The organism is Vibrio sp. 1-Bac 57, from assembly GCF_037546855.1.
Classification (GTDB): Bacteria; Pseudomonadota; Gammaproteobacteria; order Enterobacterales; family Psychromonadaceae; genus Psychromonas.
Genome location: NZ_JALAAC010000029.1, coordinates 21,510 through 42,176 on the forward strand (window position 1 = coordinate 21,510; position 20,667 = coordinate 42,176).

Annotated in this window: 15 protein-coding genes, 2 pseudogenes and 1 riboswitch; of the genes and pseudogenes, 5 read left to right on the plus strand and 12 right to left on the minus strand. The window is 38.2% G+C overall.

What is annotated here, in order from left to right:
* The first annotated feature begins 85 nt into the window (after window positions 1-85).
* The 3 genes from uvrA (at window position 86) to MT391_RS15895 (ending at window position 5,473) form a co-directional block, all read left to right on the plus strand.
* Window positions 86-2,914 carry an excinuclease ABC subunit UvrA gene (gene uvrA, locus MT391_RS15885; RefSeq protein WP_499498951.1) on the plus strand — a complete coding sequence of 943 codons (2,829 nt, stop codon included), beginning with the start codon at window positions 86-88 and terminating at the stop codon, window positions 2,912-2,914.
* Window positions 2,915-2,991: 77 nt separating this feature from the next.
* Window positions 2,992-4,782 carry a PglL family O-oligosaccharyltransferase gene (locus tag MT391_RS15890; protein ID WP_499498953.1) on the plus strand — a complete coding sequence of 597 codons (1,791 nt, stop codon included), beginning with the start codon at window positions 2,992-2,994 and terminating at the stop codon, window positions 4,780-4,782.
* Window positions 4,783-4,918: 136 nt separating this feature from the next.
* On the plus strand, window positions 4,919-5,473 hold the full coding sequence (locus MT391_RS15895) for a lytic transglycosylase domain-containing protein (protein WP_499498955.1): 555 nt from the start codon (window positions 4,919-4,921) through the stop codon (window positions 5,471-5,473).
* Window positions 5,474-5,646: 173 nt separating this feature from the next.
* Here the strand turns inward: MT391_RS15895 and MT391_RS15900 are convergent, their stop codons facing one another.
* The 11 genes and pseudogenes from MT391_RS15900 to MT391_RS15950 form a co-directional block, all read right to left on the minus strand.
* Window positions 5,647-6,246 carry a YccT family protein gene (locus MT391_RS15900; protein WP_299664311.1) on the minus strand — a complete coding sequence of 200 codons (600 nt, stop codon included), beginning with the start codon at window positions 6,244-6,246 and terminating at the stop codon, window positions 5,647-5,649.
* A gap of 79 nt (window positions 6,247-6,325) precedes the next feature.
* Complete coding sequence (locus MT391_RS15905; protein ID WP_499498957.1) at window positions 6,326-7,300, minus strand: porin; 975 nt, start codon at window positions 7,298-7,300, stop codon at window positions 6,326-6,328.
* Window positions 7,301-7,729: 429 nt separating this feature from the next.
* Window positions 7,730-7,946: pseudogene (locus MT391_RS15910) on the minus strand (RNA-binding S4 domain-containing protein); the annotation flags it as partial.
* A 72-nt stretch (window positions 7,947-8,018) separates the two neighbouring features.
* Window positions 8,019-9,137: a 2-iminoacetate synthase ThiH gene (gene thiH / locus MT391_RS15915; protein WP_166371694.1), complete on the minus strand. Its 1,119-nt coding sequence runs from the start codon at window positions 9,135-9,137 to the stop codon at window positions 8,019-8,021.
* Complete coding sequence (locus MT391_RS15920; RefSeq protein ID WP_499498983.1) at window positions 9,134-9,919, minus strand: thiazole synthase; 786 nt, start codon at window positions 9,917-9,919, stop codon at window positions 9,134-9,136. The genes thiH and MT391_RS15920 overlap by 4 nt, the downstream gene beginning before the upstream one ends.
* A gap of 18 nt (window positions 9,920-9,937) precedes the next feature.
* Window positions 9,938-10,138 carry a sulfur carrier protein ThiS gene (thiS, locus tag MT391_RS15925; protein ID WP_499498959.1) on the minus strand — a complete coding sequence of 67 codons (201 nt, stop codon included), beginning with the start codon at window positions 10,136-10,138 and terminating at the stop codon, window positions 9,938-9,940.
* A 56-nt stretch (window positions 10,139-10,194) separates the two neighbouring features.
* Complete coding sequence (locus MT391_RS15930) at window positions 10,195-10,944, minus strand: HesA/MoeB/ThiF family protein (RefSeq protein WP_499498961.1); 750 nt, start codon at window positions 10,942-10,944, stop codon at window positions 10,195-10,197.
* Between the two features lie 21 nt (window positions 10,945-10,965).
* Window positions 10,966-12,474, minus strand: a complete 1,509-nt coding sequence (thiE, locus tag MT391_RS15935) for a thiamine phosphate synthase (RefSeq protein WP_499498963.1) — start codon at window positions 12,472-12,474, stop codon at window positions 10,966-10,968.
* Window positions 12,475-12,558: 84 nt separating this feature from the next.
* Entirely contained in the window at window positions 12,559-14,553 is a 1,995-nt protein-coding gene (thiC, locus tag MT391_RS15940; protein ID WP_499498965.1) for a phosphomethylpyrimidine synthase ThiC, read from the minus strand.
* A gap of 91 nt (window positions 14,554-14,644) precedes the next feature.
* A riboswitch (TPP riboswitch) is annotated at window positions 14,645-14,801 on the minus strand.
* Window positions 14,802-15,046: 245 nt separating this feature from the next.
* Window positions 15,047-15,439, minus strand: coding sequence for a NifB/NifX family molybdenum-iron cluster-binding protein (locus MT391_RS15945; RefSeq protein ID WP_166371690.1), 393 nt, complete (start codon window positions 15,437-15,439; stop codon window positions 15,047-15,049).
* A 10-nt stretch (window positions 15,440-15,449) separates the two neighbouring features.
* Window positions 15,450-15,749, minus strand: a complete 300-nt coding sequence (locus tag MT391_RS15950; RefSeq protein WP_166371689.1) for a DUF134 domain-containing protein — start codon at window positions 15,747-15,749, stop codon at window positions 15,450-15,452.
* A 129-nt stretch (window positions 15,750-15,878) separates the two neighbouring features.
* Between MT391_RS15950 and MT391_RS15955 the strand changes: the two genes are divergently transcribed.
* Window positions 15,879-16,385, plus strand: coding sequence for a PaaI family thioesterase (locus MT391_RS15955; RefSeq protein WP_499498967.1), 507 nt, complete (start codon window positions 15,879-15,881; stop codon window positions 16,383-16,385).
* A 168-nt stretch (window positions 16,386-16,553) separates the two neighbouring features.
* On the opposite strand, the pseudogene MT391_RS15960 reads toward MT391_RS15955, so the two are convergent.
* Window positions 16,554-18,275, minus strand: a pseudogene (locus tag MT391_RS15960) (methyl-accepting chemotaxis protein); the annotation flags it as partial.
* A gap of 124 nt (window positions 18,276-18,399) precedes the next feature.
* On the opposite strand from MT391_RS15960, the gene MT391_RS15965 reads away from it, so the two are divergent.
* Window positions 18,400-19,671, plus strand: a complete 1,272-nt coding sequence (locus tag MT391_RS15965) for an IS4-like element ISMps1 family transposase (RefSeq protein WP_499498969.1) — start codon at window positions 18,400-18,402, stop codon at window positions 19,669-19,671.
* Window positions 19,672-20,667 lie beyond the last annotated feature (996 nt).

Below are 20,667 nucleotides of genomic sequence, written 5' to 3' on the forward strand. Positions count from 1 at the left end.
TTAAATAAGCAAATCGGTTAACAAATAACACCCTCAACCCACTAGAATATATCTATTATTCAACATAATTAGCGAGTGAGAAGTAATGAACAACATTGAAATCCGCGGCGCAAAAACGCATAACTTAAAAAATATTAGCCTTTCCATTCCTCGCGATAAGTTAGTTGTGATCACCGGTCTTTCAGGCTCAGGAAAATCCTCATTAGCTTTTGATACTTTATATGCAGAAGGTCAACGTCGCTATGTTGAATCATTATCCGCTTATGCTCGCCAATTTTTATCATTAATGGAAAAACCAGATGTAGAACATATAGAAGGTTTATCACCGGCGATTTCAATTGAGCAAAAATCAACTTCTCATAATCCTCGTTCCACGGTCGGCACTATTACCGAGATATCAGATTATTTACGTTTATTATTTGCGCGTATTGGCGACCCTCGTTGTCCAACTCACGGCGTCACATTACATGCGCAAACCGTGAGCCAAATGGTAGATGCTATTTTGGAGCACCCAGAAGGAAGTAAAATGATGCTTCTCGCTCCGATTGTCAAAGATCGTAAGGGCGAGCATGCAAAAATATTTGAAAGCTTAGCGGCTCAAGGCTTTTTACGGGCTCGCATTGATGGCGATATTTGTGATTTAAGCGATCCACCAAAATTAGCATTGCATAAAAAACATAATATAGAAGTCGTTGTGGATCGCTTTAAAGTACGAGGTGACCTTAAACAGCGACTAGCTGAATCCGTTGAAACCACATTAGACTTAAGTCATGGGTCTGTGATATTAGCTGACATGGAGAATAACCACCCAGAACAACTCTTTTCTGCTAACTTTTCGTGCCCGCATTGTGGTTATAGCATTGCAGAATTAGAACCTCGTATATTTTCATTCAATAGCCCTGCTGGTGCTTGTGAAACCTGTGATGGTTTAGGGGTCGAGCAGTATTTTGATGAAGCACGAGTGGTGACCGACAACTCACTCAGCCTAGCAGATGGAGCCATCGAAGGGTGGAGCAGTAAATCTAATTACTATTATCAAATAATACAAGCAGTTGCTGCACATTATGATTTTTCAGTAAAAAGTCCTTTTAAATCGCTTAGCAAAAAGCAACAACAAATCGTTTTGAATGGTTCTGGTGCAGATAAAATTTCTTTCACTTATAGCAATGACAGAGGTGATCAAGTCTCTCGACTGCATTCCTTTGAAGGTGTTATTCCTAATCGTTCGCGTCGCTATAAAGAAACAGAGTCTTCTGCCATGCGTGAGTATTTAAGCAAATACATGAACCGTCAACCTTGTTCAAGCTGCCATGGCTCTCGCTTAAAAGAGTCATCACGAAATGTATTTATCAATGACGTCAATCTTGCTTATATTTCCGAACTTTCTATTTCAGATGCTGAACAATTTTTCAGAAATATTCAACTGCAGGGTCAGAAGGCGCAAATAGCAGAAAAAATATTAAAAGAGATTTTAGAACGTCTCAGCTTTTTGGTAAATGTCGGCCTTAATTACCTCAGCCTAGAGCGAAGCGCAGAAACCTTATCAGGCGGGGAAGCACAGCGTATCCGTTTGGCGAGTCAAATAGGTGCTGGTTTAATGGGAGTAATGTACGTATTAGATGAACCTTCCATTGGGTTACATCAACGTGATAACGAGCGTTTACTAAAAACGCTCACTCATTTACGTGATTTAGGTAATACCGTGATTGTTGTAGAACACGATGAGGATGCAATACGTCAAGCTGATCATATTATTGATATTGGCCCCGGTGCTGGTATCCACGGGGGAGAGATAATTGCGCAGGGTAATTATCAAAAAATATTAAAAGCTAAAAACTCACTAACTGCCGATTACTTGAGTGGCCGTAAAGCCATTGAGATCCCAGCGCAACGAACGCCACTCACTGGTAAATGGGTAAAACTTAATGCTGCAAGTGCAAATAACTTAAAATCTGTGGATTTAGCGTTACCTATTGGTGTTTTAACCTGTGTAACGGGCGTATCAGGATCTGGCAAGTCGACATTGATTAACGATACTCTATTTCCATTAGCACAAACCAAGCTCAATAAAGCGACCACAATACAAGCCGCTAAGCATAAGAGTATTAGTGGCTTATCGCAGCTTGATAAGGTGGTTGATATCAATCAGAGTCCAATCGGTAGAACACCACGCTCAAATCCTGCGACTTATACTGGTATTTTCACACCAATTCGAGAGCTATTTGCAGCCACACCTGAATCTCGATCTAGAGGTTATAAACCAGGTCGTTTCAGTTTTAATGTTAGAGGCGGACGCTGTGAAGCATGTCAAGGCGATGGCATGATCAAAGTAGAGATGCACTTTTTACCAGATGTTTATGTGCCTTGTGACGCCTGTAAAGGGCAACGTTATAACCGTGAAACCTTATCAGTGAAATACAAAGGTAAAAATATTCATGAAACCTTAGATATGACTGTTGAAGATGCATTTAAATTCTTTGAGCCGGTGCCTGTTATCGCACGAAAATTACAAACATTAATGGATGTTGGTCTATCCTATATTCGATTAGGACAAGCAGCGACGACTTTATCGGGTGGTGAAGCGCAACGTATTAAGTTAGCTAGGGAGCTGTCTAAGCGAGATACCGGCAAAACGCTGTATATTCTAGATGAGCCAACCACAGGATTACACTTCCATGACATTGCTCAACTGCTAAAAGTGATCCATACTCTGCGCGACAAAGGTAACACTTTAGTGATAATAGAACACAATTTGGATGTTATTAAAACGGCAGATTGGATCATCGATTTAGGCCCTGAAGGCGGTAATGGCGGCGGCGAAATAATTGCAACGGGCACACCGGAAGAGGTAGTAAAAGTAAAAGGCAGTTATACGGGACAATTCTTAAAAGCGCTTTTAGACAAGAAGAAGTAACTCAATAGCGATTATTTATTATTTGGATTCAATAAATAATCGCATCACAAACAATCCTAAATAAACATGAGAGATAAATGGATTTACAACAAAAATTAACACGTACGTTTTTTATTAGCTTTACACTTTTAATGGGATTCGGAGCGCATTACTTTCAACATAATCAAGGGGGAAGTGGCTTAGAACTTGCGGTTAATAATGTCGTTTGGATATTTTTCTCTCTGTTAATCGGATTAGGATTATGGAAAATAAGTGCACAACAAAAAATAATTTATTCTAAATATACTGCCATTATTTTTATTGCCTTAGGATTATTCTTTGTACCTGTTTTCTACCCCAACAATGTCTTAGCAGATCAAAGTTATACGCGTTTATTAGGGCTATTTGCAGGCATTTTACTGTTCCTCAGTCTGCAACAATTTAACTTCACTCGGCAACAAGTTGAAAAGATCTTATTATTAGTTGTATTAGCAGGTTTAATACAAGCTTGTTATAGCCTGATGCAGGACTATTTATTATCCGCCGATAACTACTTTGGTTACAACGTAGGTTATGGGCGCCCCTATGGCATTTTCCAACAGCCGAATGTATTAGCTAGTTTTATGGCGACAACACTTATATTAAGTGGCTACTTACTGCAGAAAGTAGACAATAAAAAGCTTCATATATTCTTATTACTCACTGCAATGCTGAATATTTGGGTGATCACCGTTGCCATGTCTCGCACTGGTTATTTAGGCACTGCGATTGCGCTTGTATTGATTGCACCGTGGGCATGGCAAACTAATAAAAAACGTTTAGGCTTATTTTTACTAGCGATTTTATTAGGTACCGGCTTTGCTTCAATGAAGGGTGATGCGTTAGGCGCTCGAAATGTAAGTAGCCTTGCAGAAGGAGGCCAACGTCTCGTTCACTATAGTAATAGCTGGGACATGATCAAAGAAAAACCTTTGCTCGGTTACGGATATGGTAGCTTTGAGAAAGAATATTTAATTCATACCGCAGAAAAAGTAAAAAATGGCCAATCAAAGCCTGAAAGTTCAGTACTGACACATCCACACAATGATCTACTTTTTTGGGCAATTGAAGGTGGTGTTGCTCCTATACTGGGTATATTACTGCTAGTGTTCACTTTTATACTTTTATTATGCTCATTTAAGTTAAGCAAAGCTTTAGCATTATTGGCTTTAGTCGTGCCGATTGCAGTACACACTCAAACAGAATACCCCCTCTATCATTCCGCCTTACATTGGTTGGTATTGATAGTATTGGTTTTTTATGTCGATTACGAATCCGAAACAACGCATCAAAAACGCTTTACCCCGACTTTTTTCCTGCGTGTTACTGGCACCTTGATTCCGCTTTTCACTGCTATTTTTATGGTGACCAATTTATTTACTATTGCAAAAATAACCGCATTTGAACGCAGTCAAAATCCAGATATTAGAATCTTAATGCATATTGTTAACCCATTAGTTTTTGATACGAATTTCACTTTCCACCTTTATAATTTTCGCTTAAATGGCGCTATACAAAGTGGTAATAAAGCGGAAATAAAACAAATTATTAACGAATTAGAAACAACGGTTTATCGCTCTCCAAAACCTTTTTACTTTCATATTTTATATCTCGCTTATAAACACAGCGAACAACCAGAAAAAGCACTTCAAACATTACAATATGCTCGATTTTTATATCCCAAAGATAAAGGTTTAAAAAATGCAGATGCAGTGCAAAAATCAGCTTCAAGCCCAGTTTCAACGGCTTTAACAACACATTCACCAAAAGTAGATGTAAGTAGCAATGACCTCAGTATTAATAAGATGGCTTCTGATTCAATCAATAGTGAGAATGAGGTTTCTCAGTAATATGTTAATGAGCAGCTTAAAGTCACAATTAACCGCTCAGATGAAGGTAAAGCTAAAGCTTATATTACCTTCATCTATCTGCTTATTGAGCTTAATTATAAGTGTATTTGTATCCACTGCAAGCGCCGATATTTATATGTATACGGACAAAAGTGGTAACAAATTTTTCTCCGAGCGGAAGGAAAACAAAAATTATAAGTTATTACTTCGCAGTGATAGCAATAGAGCGCCACCTAGTTTTAAAAACTGGAAAGCTAAGAGTTATACCAATATCGCCATTCCACGTAATAAAACGCTACAGAGAAAATATCATCCGATTATTGTTAATGCAGCCAACAAACATCAGTTAGATCCGGCATTTTTACACGCAGTGATCACTGCAGAGTCTGCTTATCAACGAACAGCAATATCATCGGCAGGTGCTCAAGGGTTAATGCAACTAATGCCTGAAACAGCAAAGCGATTTGGTGTTAACGACCCATTCGATCCCACGCAAAGTATTTTTGCTGGGGCACTTTATTTAAAAACATTATTAAAAGAATTTCGTAGTAAGGATTTAGCATTAGCGGCTTATAACGCAGGGGAAGGGGCTGTAAGACGATATAAACGTCAGATTCCACCTTATCCGGAGACACAAAAGTATGTTTCCAAGGTGCTGACGTTTTATCAATATTATAAACACAATTTATAGCAGTGTTGAGCAGATAAAAGAGGATATTAAATGCATGAAAGATAAGGTAATAAAGCGCAGCTTAACTATCTTATCTTTCTTATCTTTCTTATTTTTTCTTATTTTTCTTATTCTTTAAGCGGCCCTAATCTACGATGAGTGTTCGCATTCAAGCTGAGTGCATAAAAGGTATATTATTGACTAATACGTAGTTTGAATTGTTCACGCGTTTTTCGATCTGCTTTCTGGTACCAATAATCTAACATTTTACCCGCAACATCTACTTCAGACTGAGTACCTGGAGTGGTAATAATGGTCACACGCTGTTGTAATGAAGCAGGTTGAGAGGTCAGATTATAATCTTTCATTTCTGCCACTAAATCACGGTCAAACTGCATACCGTTTTTCAATAGTTTGCCCTGCTCAAATAGTACGTCCTGTGACTGGCTATCTTTTAAGCTAATACTGGGCTTTTCATTAAAAGCATCACGTTCAGCTTGTGATGTTAATTTAGGTATAGCCATCACATAATTATCATCCTTTCCCGCAAAGGTCATAATGATAATATCAGAGGAATAAAATACATCATCCCCCCCTACGCGATAACGATCTTGATAGCGAAATGCAATTTGATTTTGACCATTTTTTAATAATACCGGTGAGGCACTAGATGACTTTTCACCATTAACAAGCTGTAATTTAACTTGTGAAGGTATGGTTAACTGGATATCCGCTAGCACCTGTGAACTTATGCAACAGGCCATTGCGATGCTCAAAACATTCCAAAATTTCATCTTTAATTATCTCCAACTAAAACTAAAAAAGCACTCAAAAAGAGTGCTTTTCTGAATGAACTATATCGTGAACAATAACTTAGAAGCCGTAACGAGCACCTAGTTGTAGTTCATTTTCACGGTCACCAGCGGACGTATCATTATTTAATGCTAGTTTATAACTGCCGTATACAGCAAAGTTACCGACATAACGTGCATATTCAACAGCAACAAAGTTCGTCTCTAATGATGCGATGTCATCGGCTGAATAGTAGCTGTAACCAATGTTGACCAAGTTACCGTTATCTTCACCAAAGTAATAACCTGCATAAGCATCTGCAGCAACAAAATCAGAATCTGCAATACCAGCAGCTGAGATATTACCTGTCATGCCTGTCGCTGCTAGGTAAACATTATCTTTTGAGTATCGTGCACCAATCATATAAGAGTCAGATTGTCTTTTTTCCACACCATTATCATATTCTTGGTCACTGCTTGCTACACCAGCAGCTAATTCTACTTCTGGCGAAATTTTATAAGCGGCCATTACACCAAAACCATCGGCATTATCATTTGCATTTTGAGTACCAGAGACTTGGAAAGTTAACGCATCTGCTTCATAAATATAACGTAACGTATTTTTTGAACGGTCGCTTGATGTGGCTGTATTTTCATTAATATAGCCACCAAATATTTCAGCTACATCGGTGAAGTCAGTTAGGTAGGTAACGGCATTACTTTGATGACCGTAAATAACAGTACCAAATTGAGTATCGCCACCCACATAAAGATGACGTGTTGTTAGGTTTGCTTCATTGTCATCTTTGTTTTCTTTAATTTCAAATTCATAACGACCAAAAACAGTCAAATCTTCATTTAACTTGTTTTTACCGTTTACATTCAAACGTACACGAGATTTATCAGTGTATTCGCCATCAGTTAGGTTACCACGTACTTCTACACGTCCACCTACATTGAATTCTTGGGCATCGTTTTTGTAAATAGTAGCAGCAGAAAGCGGAGCAGAGAGAATAGCACCAGAGGCAACGGCAATTAAATATTTATTGAATGTCATATTCATTTTCCTATAGTTTAGAATCATTTTTATTGATGATTTTGAGAGATAAGTGCTCGAATAAGCACCATTACTTTAGTCAAAAATGTAGACGATCCGTGTCCCTGTTAAGTAACGCCCCTAACTTATATAAGTTTTCAAAGAAATTCATGAAAAAATGACATAAAAAACCAAAATGGTGACCTGCATCACACAAATAAAAAGGTTCAAATTTAAACTATTGAAATATAAATAAAAAAATGTAATTTTTATCAACGACAATTAACTATTGTGATCCTTAAAAGCTAATTGGTTTTCGATTTTTTTTAGCAGCTTGTGGTAATTCTGATTGCTTATCTTGTTTGCTATTATTATTCGTAATCGGCTGCTCCTGCTCTACAAACTCATAATCAGCTGTTTCACCTTGTACGGCAATCTGAAAATATTGTTCATTAAAGTAAATCAGATCGCCCGCATAAACTTTTTTACGCTTTTGAGTTTCGACTTCTCCATTCAGTGAAACATAACCTTCTGCGATCACTTGCTTCGCTTCGCCACCACCGGAAACAAGGTTTTCAATTTTTAATATTTTATATAACTCGATCGGTTCACGCTTAATTTCTACTAACGTCGCATAAATCTCTTCTTCTTGTTCGAACTCTGTCATCTTTATTTTCCTTATATCCGTTACTCATCAAAATACATTATTTTTGCACTTAAATGGTAACGGGAATAGCCATTATTTTGCAGTTAAACTATGATCCCAATCTTTCCAGACCACTTCATAACCTTGTTTTTTAACAATCTCCGCCATCATAGCAGGTGAACGCTCATCACTGATCTCAAATTGCTCTAATGCCACCTCTGATTGCTCTGCATAACCGCCTGGTTGAGTACTTGAACCAGCGCTTAGAGAGGTAATACCTAAGGGTAAAACATGGTTGCGAAAGTGTTCAGATTCACGTGTTGATAATGACAATTCAACTTCGGGGTTAAATAAACGATAGGCACAGATTAACTGTACTAGCTCTTTATCGTTCATCACTGACTTTATTTCCATTCCACCTTCACAGGGGCGCAAACGCGGAAATGAAATAGTATAACGACTTTGCCAATATTTTTTCTCCAAATAACTTAAATGCGCCGCTACATAAAAACAGTCCGTACGCCATTCTTCTAGGCCAATCAGACTTCCTAATCCCATTTTATGAATACCCGCTTTACCTAGTCGATCATGCGTATCCAATCTGTAGATAAAATCAGATTTTTTACCTTTAAGATGGTGCTCAGCATAGGTGACTGGATTGTAAGTTTCTTGGTACACCAATACTGCGTTGACTCCATATTCAATCAATTCACTGTATTCGTTTTGATCAAGTGGTTGTACTTCGATGGTGATGTTTGCAAAGTGTTTTTTGATAACAGGTAAAGCTTGCTTGAAATAATCCATACCTACTTTACGTTCAGATTCCCCAGTCACAATTAAGATATGATCAAACCCCATTTTTTTAATGGCGAGGCATTCATTCTCAATTTCTTGCATGTCGAGAGTTTTACGACGCAATGCATTGTGCATTGAAAAACCACAATAAGTACAAATGTTACTGCACATGTTAGACAGGTAAAGTGGAATATAAAACTGCTGCGTTTTACCAAAACGTTGCAAAGTTAACTGCTGTGATTTTTGCGCCATTTGCTCTAGATAAGGTTCAGCAGCTGGACTTATTAACGCTTTAAAATCTTCTAAATCTAAACGCGGCTTTGATAAGGCACGTTGTACATCGGTATCTGTTTTAGCGTAGATAGATAAGCGAATATCGTCCCATTGATACTCTTTTATTTTGTCACTGAAATTCATAGACTTGCCTCAAGAAATGCCGTTAGCGGGCTTGAAGCAATAGCTTGTGAGCTTTGTCCGCCTAAGCCAGCTAAATAGCCTTGACGACCAGCTTGAACCGCTCTAGCAAAAGCTTCACTCATCGCCACTGGATTGCCAGCTACGGCAATTGCAGTATTCACTAATACCGCATCAGCGCCCATTTCCATCGCTAAAGCCGCATGAGATGGACTACCTAATCCAGCATCAACAATCACAGGAATATTGGCTTGTTCAATGATAATTTCTAAAAAATCACCAGTTTTAATGCCTTTATTTGAGCCAATCGGAGCACCTAATGGCATCACAGCAGCACAACCTGCTGCCTCTAAGTGCTTACACAAAACAGGATCAGCATGAACATAAGGCAAAACAACAAAACCTTTATTCGCTAATATTTCGGCCGCTTTTAAGGTTTCAATTGGGTCGGGTAGTAAATACTTCGGATCGGGATGAATTTCTAATTTAACCCAATTCGTTTGCAATGCTTCACGGGCCAGCTCTGCTGCAAATACGGCTTCTTTGGCATTACGGGCACCAGAGGTATTTGGTAATAGGTTCATGCCATTTTTAATGAGCGGCGCAAGAATGTCATCATCTCGATGTTGCATATCCACTCGTTTTAACGCCATTGTGACTAATTCTGATTGCGATGCTTTTAAGGCTGCTACCATGGTTTTTTGGTCGTTAAATTTTCCAGTCCCTGTAAATAAACGAGAAGAAAACGTTTTATCACCAATGATTAATTGGTCATTTTTATTCATTTCATCAAATAACATGATTTACCCACCTGCAATCGCTTGGAATAGAGAGATATTGTCACCCTCGTTAATAATAGTATCGGCCCAATGAGAGCGACTGATAATGTCTTGATTAACCGCAACAGCACTGCCCATAAGGGGTTTATTTAAATGTGCTAATAATTGCTCGATATTGGTATTCTCTGAGAGTTCTACTATTTGTTCATTAATTTGTATTTTCATTACTTACCGTCCAATTAACCTTTTTCTATCAGTGCAATTTAATGAGCGTAACCAGATTAATGCTGTCCACATACTTTGCATTTCGGATCTTTATTAACCGTAAAAGTTTGCCAATCTAGTGACTTTCCATCGAATAACTTTAATTTATTTTTAATCCCTGAAGGCAAACCCACAAAGTATTTAATCGCTTCTAATGCTTGTAGTGTCCCGATGGTACCAACCACAGGGCCAATAATGCCTGAGTTACTACAATTGAGTACTTGCTCTTCTGAACTTGGAAATAAGCAATGGTAACAAGGTGAATTTACTTCACTATGATCAAAGAACATTAGTTGACCTTCAAAGCGGATCGCGGCGCCGACAATTAAAGGCACTTTTGCATTAACACAGGCTTTATTAATCAACTGTCGACTCGCCATGTTGTCAGTGCAATCCAACACTAAATCCGCCATGGTCAATTCCATGGTCAATTGCATCTCGTGCATTTCTTTATTGATACTTCGAACTTTAATTTCTGGGTTGATTTGTTGTAATTTACGCTTAGTCACTTCAACCTTGGACTCACCAATATCTGAACTTTGATATGCGATTTGACGCTGTAAATTACTGACTTCAATATGGTCAAAATCATTCAACACGATATGCCCAATACCTGCAGCCGCAAGATATAGTGAAGCAGGCGCCCCCAACCCACCCATCCCAATAATCAGTACTTTGGCATTCTTGAGAGCCTGTTGACCCGTTTCTCCAACATCTTCTAATAAAAGATGGCGGCTATAACGTAATAATTCGTCGTCATTCAACATATTTTTATCCTTTATTCACTACTAGCACATGATCTCATTAAACTGATTAATCACCTGTTTAGGGTCATCTGCTAATGTAATTGCTGTTACAACCGCAATACTACCAATTCCCGTCTGCCATACTGCTGGAGCACGTTCTAAACTAATACCTCCGATTGCAACGGTTGCCATATCTGACATCAAGTTCGCATACTTAGACAAACGCGTTAACCCTTGTGGATCGGAAGGCATATCTTTCGTTTGTGTTGGGAAAATATGACCTAGTGCGATATAACTTGGCTTGAGTTGTCTTGCACGTAACATTTCATAATAACCGTGTGTACTAAGTCCTAAACGCAATCCTGCATCGGCAATTAAAGGCAAATCAGCCACATCCATATCTTCTTGACCTAGGTGTACTCCATAAGCATTATGTTTAATCGCTAACTGCCAATAATCATTGATAAATAATCTTGCGTCATACTTTTTACCTAACGCAATAGCATCAATAATTTGTTGTTCTACTTGCTCAGGCTGTTTATCTTTAATACGCAACTGTAGTGTTTTCACACCCATTTTTAAAGCTCGCTCGACCCACTCCACAGAGTCTAAAACAGGATATAAACCTAGTTTAGTCGTATCACAAGGCTCGAAACCAGGACCCGCTTCTAAGTTACCAGGTAGGTCAAGTTCGTAACCAATAGAGGATTCAGGTAAAACGACTTCAGGAAAGTTTTCTCTTAGTGTTGGCCAGCCACAATGAGCGACAGATCCTTCACCAGCACCGAGTGCTTTAGATGCTTTTAAACCTTGGTTTAAATAAGCTTTTGCAATAACGAGAGCATCCTCAATAAAATAATCGAGTGCCATCGCTGCGGCAATCGCACTGGCTAAGGTGCAACCTGTCCCGTGTGTATGAACATTATCTAAACGTGGGCTGGTTAATGCGATTTCTCTGTCTCCATCACTCCAATAATCAAGTGCAATATCATCCACCAGCTCAAAGTGCCCTCCTTTAATCAGAACACTAGCGCAACCCATGCTGATTAACTTATCCACTGCCGGTTTAAAAGATTCACCAGAAATTAATGCATGACCAGATAACGTGAGGACTTCATTTGCATTAGGTGTTAGAAGATCAATTTGTGGTAATAATTTTTTTTTAATGACCTCAAGAATTCCCTCTTCAGCCATTTCATCACCCGTTGAAGCAACGGCGACAGGGTCGTAAATAACAAATGGCTTATGTGCCCAAGTTTGCTTATATAAAGCTAACTGTTGAGCCAGTATTTTGACGTGCTCAACACTTGCAACCAAACCTATTTTAATGATTTTAGCGGGCATATCTTCCGCTAAGCTAGCTAACTGTTGTGTGAACATTTTTTCTGAAACACTTTCAACTAACTGCACGGCTTGAGAGTTTTGTGCCGTCACAGCGGTGATCACAGAGCAACCATCAGCCCCTAAATCATGAAATGTACAAAGATCGGCTTGGATCCCTGCACCGGCACTAGAGTCTGATCCAGCTATTGTCCACACTATGTTCTTCATATTTAACCTTAAACTTGTTTGTAAACCAGCGATCAATAAAGGACTAATCGCCGATAATTTTTGCCATCATACTTTATCTAAGCTTTATATTTTATCCACAAAAGCTGGTTGATAAATTTCAGCACCATTGTCATTAAATTCTTTAGCTTTAAGCGCCATACCTTGCTCCACTGTCATTTCTGCCGTCATAACAATGGTTTCATCTAATATTTTAATCGATATTTCACCTGAATCTAACTTCGCAGTAAAGTCGCGTACATCTTGCGTAATTTTCATTGAGCAAAATTTAGGACCGCACATAGAGCAAAAATGCGCAACTTTCCCTGATTCTTGCGGTAGGGTTTCGTCATGATACTCACGTGATGTTACGGGATCTAAACCTAGATTGAACTGATCTTCCCAACGGAATTCAAAACGTGATTTTGATAGTGCATTATCACGAATTTGTGCACCAGGATGACCTTTTGCTAAATCAGCTGCATGTGCAGCGATTTTGTAAGTAATCAAACCCACTTTTACATCATCTTTATTCGGTAACCCTAAGTGCTCTTTAGGCGTCACATAACACAGCATTGCACAGCCATACCAGCCGATTTGGGCAGCGCCAATACCAGAAGTAATATGATCGTAACCCGGTGCAATATCCGTGGTTAATGGACCTAAGGTATAAAATGGGGCTTCAAAACATTCTGTTAACTGTTTATCCATATTTTCTTTGATCATCTGCATCGGTATATGACCTGGGCCTTCGATGATCACTTGCACATCATATTCCCACGCTACTTTAGTCAGCTCACCTAATATTTCTAATTCAGAAAATTGTGCTTGATCATTTGCATCAGCAACCGAACCAGGACGCAACCCATCTCCGAGTGATAACGACACATCGTACTGCTGACAAATTTCACAGATTTCACGGAAGTATTCGTAAGCAAAGTTTTCTTTGTGATAAGTCAAACACCACTTCGCCATGATTGAACCACCACGAGACACAATACCAGTCACACGTTTAGCCGTCATCGGAACAAAGCGTAACAATACACCGGCATGAATAGTGAAATAATCCACCCCTTGTTCTGCTTGCTCAATTAACGTATCGCGAAACACTTCCCAACTTAAATCTTCGACCACCCCATTCACTTTTTCTAGAGCTTGATAGATAGGGACAGTGCCAATTGGTACTGGAGAATTACGCATGATCCATTCACGTGTTTCATGAATGTTACGACCCGTTGATAAGTCCATCACCGTGTCTCCGCCCCACAGCGTTGACCACACTAATTTTTCCACTTCTTCTTCGATGGAAGATGAGACAGAAGAGTTACCGATATTAGAATTAACTTTAACTAAAAAGTTACGGCCAATGATCATCGGCTCTAATTCTGGATGGTTGATATTTGATGGGATGATTGCACGGCCTCTCGCCACTTCTGAACGTACAAATTCAGGTGTGATCGATTCCTGTAAATTCGCCCCGTAACTTTGCCCTGCATGTTGTGAATGTAATGCTTCACATTTAATACGCTCACGGCCTTGGTTTTCACGAATCGCAATATATTCCATTTCTGGTGTGATAATACCCTGACGAGCATAGTGCATTTGTGTTACACACTGCCCTTTTTTAGCACGCAAAGGCTTAGGTAAATTTGCGAAGCGTAATTCATCTAATGAATCATCCGCTAAACGTGTTTGTGCAAACGCAGACGTCACTCCGTCAAGTTTTTCAACATCATCACGCGCTTCTATCCAGCTTTGGCGTAGTTTTGGTAACCCCGCATGAACATCTATTTTAGTATTCGGATCAGTATAAGGGCCTGACGTATCGTAAACAGGAATGGGCTCATTTTGTTCATAAACTGGATTATCTTCACTGCCGCCAACAAACGTATCGGTTTGGTGGATCTGACGCATCGCGACTTTGATAAGATGGATATCCCCATCGATAAAGATTTTTTCAGAGTTGGGGTAAGACTCATTATTCAAATTTTGAATATAGTCTTGTGCAGCTTGGCGTGATTCTCGGCGTGATAGACCTTTACGATCGGTTGTTTTTAATGTTGAGTTAATATCTTTAGACATAGCATTCTTTACCTGTTTATTATAAAAAGCTTATAAAAAATTAGAAGAGTGCTTGTCGAATTTGTGTGGAAGTTAAAAAAAATCAATGGAATGAAATTTTCTACTTGTTCCCTTCGTAGGTATTAGCCCAATCAGGTTCCACGGATCCCACATAATTTTGTTAACACTGATTAGTACCATGTATTAAAAAATTATTTAATGTGGTCTCAGCCTTTGGGACATTCCCATTAGCACTCCGACAAGATGCAGGCAGTATAGAATAAAAAGCAATCAAGTTAAACAGGTGAAGAGAATTAAGCAAAAAAGACCTTAACCCTTTAATCGTGTTTCTATTTAGTAATGGGCAGGAAGTAGTTAAGTGATTTAAACCAATAAACTAAACCACTTATTATTTAAAGCTAACTCAACATTTTAGCATTCAAAATGCAAAAATCCTCAAGGCCTGAAGCATGTAGATCTAAGCTATAAAATTGATGAATAACGAATATATTATCTAATGATGACTACAGCATCGACCACCAGCATTTTTATGTGATGCTTTTTTCAACACCCCTTGCTCAGGTGTATTTAAAGAACGACGAAGTAATTTAGCACTTTCCAATAATGTTTCAATATCATCCCTTGTATTACCTTGCTCTACTTTTAAACCTGCATTCAGTAGTTTTGCTAAGGTTTTCTCACCTACTTTTCTAACAATCACAACATCGCAGTGCATTTCTTGTAAGAGTTGAATAATCAATAACTTTGCAGAACAACCGCTAAGGCCTAAAGCTGGATTATCATGCACAGCTATTATCTGATTGTTTTCATTATAAAAGGCGAAGTTCTCAGATTTTGAAAACTGGTGAGAGAGCTTATTATTACTCATTGCGACAGCATAAATCATGGTATTTTCCTTAATTATCTAGGTTGACTAATTCATTGGGTAACACTAATGCATGACCGTTAATCAATGCATTACTTATCTTAAAACGTGACTTTTTTAAAATATTGGCAAAGGTTTGTCGTGAAACTTGCATTCTTTTGGCTGCATCCTGTTGCGAAAGCCCTTCAATATCTACCAAGCGGACAGCCTCCAATTCATCACTTTCAATGCTGATTTTGATTAGCTTAGTTGCTGGAATGCCATTGGGTTTAAATAGACTGCATTTAGCAAATTTCTCAGCACAGATATGTCGCTTTATTTTAGGTCTCATTTACAGTTCTCAATCCTTATTTCTAAATTTCAGTTATCAGTTATCAATTACCTTTTGATATGTTATCTTAACCAAGTAATTAGCATATGCCAATTACTTTATTGTCAATAATGAATGATAGAGGTCAATATGTCTGCTACACATGACTCAGAAAAAACACAATTATTAAAAGAATTACAATCACTTAATAACAATAATATCCCTCAGCCACTAACCTTAGTGCGTAAGAAAAAAAGCCATCAAGGTTGCATGTTGTGTGGGCCAAATGCGGTATTAGGTTTGAAATTAGATTTTTACAGTGATCCTAATCAGCAAGTCTGGGCTCATTTTAAAAGCTCAATTCACCAACAGGGTTATGAAAGTATATTGCATGGTGGTTTTTTAGCGGCATTGTTAGATAGCAGCATGTGCCAAGCAGTTTTTAATCAAGATATTGAAGCAGTAACGGCGGATATGAATATCCGTTTTTTACATGAAATGAAGATCAATAGTAATATTTTGATGACAGCTAAAGTTCTGCCTTCTCGTCCTCCTCTTTATAAAGTAGAAGGTGAGTTATATGTAGATGGCATATTGATGGCAAAAAGTAATGCGCGTTTTATGACAAAAGGATTTGCTAAAAGCAAAGTAAATTAAGTGTCTGTCAGCATAGCTTTTATCAAGACTATAGCGTAGTTTTAGTGCCTATTATTATTCGAAATATAACCCCTAACTCGAATACTTACGAAGCTTAAAATATCTGCTATTAGATATTGGGATAAGCAAACATCCCCTTACAAGGGTAAGGAGATGTTTACCTATTAATTACACATGGAAAACTGAAACTTTAGCACTTAATAAATTAGCTTGGGCGTTCAATTCACTCGCTTGTAATTTAGATACCGTAGCGTCTTCAGTTAACTTATCAGTTACATCTTTAATGGATGTAGTATTTTTAGTGATCTCAGAGGTCACTTGATTTTGTTCTTCTGAAGCGGTGGCGATATGAGTTGCCATATTACTAATCACTTCTACTGAGTCCTTAATTTTAGCTAAAGATTGTGCGGCCTGCTGTGCATCATTCACCGTACCTTTCGCTAATAAAGAACTGTTATTCATCAATTTCACTGCATTATTAGTGCTCGTTTGCAAAGTGCCGATCATACTCTGAATTTCTTCAGTAGAACTATGGGTGCGCTGCGCTAAACCACGCACTTCATCAGCGACCACAGCAAAACCACGTCCATGCTCACCAGCTCTTGCCGCTTCAATAGCAGCATTAAGTGCCAATAAATTAGTCTGATCCGCAATACCTTGGATAGTTGTTAAAATTCCATTTATATCTTGTGCATGCTGATGTAGTGCACTAATAACATCAGTTGCCTGAACGATTTCAGTAGCTAAGTTGGTAATCGAATGTTGTGTTTTTTCTACTTCTGATTGACCTTGTTGTGCATAATCAGCTAAAGAATAAGCGGCCTGTGCTGTTTGCTCTGCATTTTCGGCAATTTCATGCGTTGCTGATGACATCTCAGTCACAGCCGTTGCTACCATAGTTACTTCTTGCTGCTGTAATTGTAACCCTTTAACTGATTCATTAGCTCGCCCTTCACTGTTACGCGCTTCTATTTTAAGCTGTTCAGCCAAAGCAAAAACATCTTGAATAAGCATTTGTAAGCTACCCATAAACTGATTGAAATGCTTCCCCAATGTACCCACTTCATCATTACTATCAATATCAATACGTCTAGTTAAGTCACCTCCACCTTGTGCAATCGTTTCCAGAGCGCGAGATACACCTTGTAATGGTTTGAAGAGATAATTACAAAATAGATTAAAAGCTAACAAACAAACTGCAACAATCACTAATGCTCCTAACAATTGTTGCCAGAGCGCTGTAATTAAAGGGGCTACAACAGATTCCTTATTAATTATCACAATCGTTTGTAAACGCGTTCCCTTAATAGGAGCGACATAAACATAACTCTCTTGATTCGCCACCATCATGATTTGTAATTTAGCATTTACGGAAGATAAATTTGATAATCCTTGGCTCAATTCAGGATCCATTGCACTAAGCGGTTTATTTAATAACGAGCTATCGGCATGTGCAAAAATATTACCTTTATTGGTTGCGATAAACATATAACCTGTGCCGGGCAAAACAGCACTTTGTAATTGCTCAATGATATCGCTGATCTGTACATCTGCACCTAAAACGGCAGTTTCGCCTATAACCTGAACGGCTTTACCAAGAGAAACAACATTTTCACCTGTCGCGGCTGCTACTGTTGGGTTATCCATAAAGACATCCTGTGGCTTAGCCATTGCATTTTTATACCACCCCCACTTTCTAGGATCATCATTGCCTGAAGGTAGAATTACGCCATTTGCATTTTTTTGACTACCATCTTGAAATGCTAAAAATACATTATCAAAACCAGCTCCAACTCGTAGCTGCTGTAAATGTTTTTCTAATTGATCAAGTTCGACGGTAGCGGGTAGAGACTTTAGAGCTTCTCCTTTTGCCGCAAGCCAGTCACTTACGTACCGATTATAATAGCTAGTACTACTTCATAGGTTGGATCTTAAGAAAAAAATCAGTTGAAAACATGCTCTGAATTTGATCTGATAGTAATCGCCAAACCACTATCAATGAGCAAATCAGAGCATGAATAAAGATAATACTGAGTTACTGCAAATAACTAAAGTGCTTAATGAATTAAAAATTAATGAAATAGGTAAAAAGGTTAACTTTTGTAACCGAAAACGAATTATTAAACCTTTTGAATTGGTGATGTCATTAATCACTGCTTTAGGTGATAAGTCAGTCGATACGGTCACGGATTTACATCGCTATTTTGTAAAGTTAACTGAAACGGATGTGCAGTATAAGCCTTTTCATAATCAGCTGAGTAAACCGGAATTTGTTGGACTGATAAAAGAGCTAATCGGGGTTGCAGTCAATGATTGGCAGCAACAAGTACTTGGCACTGAAGTTGAGTTATCAGCCTTTAAAGGTATCGTATTACAAGATGGTAGCTCTTTTGCTGTTCACGATAGCTTAAAAGATATTTTCAAAGGTCGCTTTACCAAAATTAGCCCTGCAGCCATCGAGGTTCATGTTAGCTGGGACGTATTGAAAGGCTATCCTGAACAAGTCTCTATCAGTCCTGATAGTCAAGCGGAGTATGACTTTCTACCCGATGCCGACGCATTAGCAGGTAGGTTATTGCTGGCTGACCGAGGTTATTTTAAGCTGTCATATTTAGATGAGATTGACCAGGCTGGCGGCGCTTATGTTGTTCGTGCCAAAACAACAGTTAACCCGATGGTTGTTGCCGGATTCAATAAAGCGGGTAAGCCATTAAAACGATTTCAGAAAATAAAACAGAAAGCGGTTAAGAAGCATATTCGCCGTAGCGGTATTGTGGACATGGACGTAGAAGGGAAAACAAATTACCGATTAATTGCCAGTTGGCCGGAAGGAAAAGATGAACCGACTTATTGGGCAACTAATTTAGATAGAGAGCAGTTTAGTGCAGAAAAGGTGATGAAACTCTATCAGTTACGTTGGCAAATTGAGCTCCTCTTTAAAGAGTGGAAATCATATTGTAACTTACAAAAGTTTAACACTCGAAAAGCGACAATGATGGAAGGATTGGTCTGGAGTAGTTTACTCTCATTGTTAGTTAAACGACGTATAGGGTTAAGTGTTCAGCAACTTACAGGCGTTGAGTTGTCGACGTTTATGGTTGCTAAAAATACACAGGGTTGGTTTTATCCACTGATGGAATTGATAACGCAAAACATATTATCGAAGCTCAAAAAAACGTGGAAAAGCACAATCCATTTTCTGTCAAAATATGCCAAACGGGCACATCCTGACAGAGATAAAAAAACGGGACGATTGCAATACGGGTTAAAACCCATTATTTCTTAAAGTCCAACCTATGAGTACTACTTAGAAGACGCTGATTTAATTCAATATCTAATCGTTTGAGTGAACCTTGAAAAGAGATTGTCATCACTAATATAGCGCCAACTAAAATGGCAAAACTAGCGGAAAAAGCTAACTTTTGCTTAAGTGTAACTCGGCCAAAAATCATAATTAACTACCCATTATTGAATATAAATTTATTATTGATGCGAGGATAGTTTAAAATGTTATATAAGTAAAAATAAAAAATCATATCAATAAAAACAGAAAAGCCCACACAACTTTCATTACGAGAGAAAAGCTAAAAATTATTTTTAGCCGCTGCTTTGTCAGCTTTAACTTTCTCGACTTACTCTGGGTATGGACATCAGATACTGAAGCAGGACAAAGCATGGTGTTTTTGAACTCAATGGAGAACTGACCACTTCATGAAGTCATTACTGGTAATGAAGTTAATGTTCGAACATTTCTAGAATTTAATATAAAGCATAAAAAAACCCTCACTATTTTCATAGCAAAGGTTTATCAACTTAAAAACATTTCTTTATCCTAATTTAGGACAGAAATTATTTTTTAGCCGCTGCTTTGTCAGCTTTAACTTTCTCGACTTACTCTGGGTATAGATATCAGATACTGAAGCAGGACAAGGCATGGTGTTTTTGAGCCCCATGCAGAACTGACCACTTCATGAAGCCATTACTGGTAATGAAGTTAATGTTCGAACATTTCTAGAATTTAATATAAAGCATAAAAAAACCCTCACTATTTTCATAGCAAGGGTTTATCAACTTAAAAATATTTCTTTATCCTAATTTAGGACAGAAATTATTTTTTAGCCGCTGCTTTATCAGCTTTAACTTTTTCGACTTACTCTGGGTATAGACATCAGATACTGAAGCAGGACAGGCATGGTGTTTTTGAACTCAATGCAGAACTGACAACTATATGAAGTCATTACAGGTGATAAACTGAAGTTAATGTTCGAACATTTCTATAATT

What these genes read in the sequence shown, in the direction of transcription:
- MT391_RS15945 (WP_166371690.1), bottom strand. Translation starts at nt 15,439, where the DNA reads ATGATTTATGCTGTCGCAATGAGTAATAATAAGCTCTCTCACCAGTTT.
- MT391_RS15950 (WP_166371689.1), bottom strand. Translation starts at nt 15,749, where the DNA reads ATGAGACCTAAAATAAAGCGACATATCTGTGCTGAGAAATTTGCTAAA.
- MT391_RS15900 (WP_299664311.1), bottom strand. Translation starts at nt 6,246, where the DNA reads ATGAAATTTTGGAATGTTTTGAGCATCGCAATGGCCTGTTGCATAAGT.
- thiC (WP_499498965.1), bottom strand. Translation starts at nt 14,553, where the DNA reads ATGTCTAAAGATATTAACTCAACATTAAAAACAACCGATCGTAAAGGT.
- MT391_RS15890 (WP_499498953.1), top strand. Translation starts at nt 2,992, where the DNA reads ATGGATTTACAACAAAAATTAACACGTACGTTTTTTATTAGCTTTACA.
- uvrA (WP_499498951.1), top strand. Translation starts at nt 86, where the DNA reads ATGAACAACATTGAAATCCGCGGCGCAAAAACGCATAACTTAAAAAAT.
- MT391_RS15895 (WP_499498955.1), top strand. Translation starts at nt 4,919, where the DNA reads ATGTATACGGACAAAAGTGGTAACAAATTTTTCTCCGAGCGGAAGGAA.
- MT391_RS15955 (WP_499498967.1), top strand. Translation starts at nt 15,879, where the DNA reads ATGTCTGCTACACATGACTCAGAAAAAACACAATTATTAAAAGAATTA.
- thiH (WP_166371694.1), bottom strand. Translation starts at nt 9,137, where the DNA reads ATGAATTTCAGTGACAAAATAAAAGAGTATCAATGGGACGATATTCGC.
- thiS (WP_499498959.1), bottom strand. Translation starts at nt 10,138, where the DNA reads ATGAAAATACAAATTAATGAACAAATAGTAGAACTCTCAGAGAATACC.
- MT391_RS15920 (WP_499498983.1), bottom strand. Translation starts at nt 9,919, where the DNA reads ATGAATAAAAATGACCAATTAATCATTGGTGATAAAACGTTTTCTTCT.
- thiE (WP_499498963.1), bottom strand. Translation starts at nt 12,474, where the DNA reads ATGAAGAACATAGTGTGGACAATAGCTGGATCAGACTCTAGTGCCGGT.
- MT391_RS15965 (WP_499498969.1), top strand. Translation starts at nt 18,400, where the DNA reads ATGAATAAAGATAATACTGAGTTACTGCAAATAACTAAAGTGCTTAAT.
- MT391_RS15905 (WP_499498957.1), bottom strand. Translation starts at nt 7,300, where the DNA reads ATGACATTCAATAAATATTTAATTGCCGTTGCCTCTGGTGCTATTCTC.
- MT391_RS15930 (WP_499498961.1), bottom strand. Translation starts at nt 10,944, where the DNA reads ATGTTGAATGACGACGAATTATTACGTTATAGCCGCCATCTTTTATTA.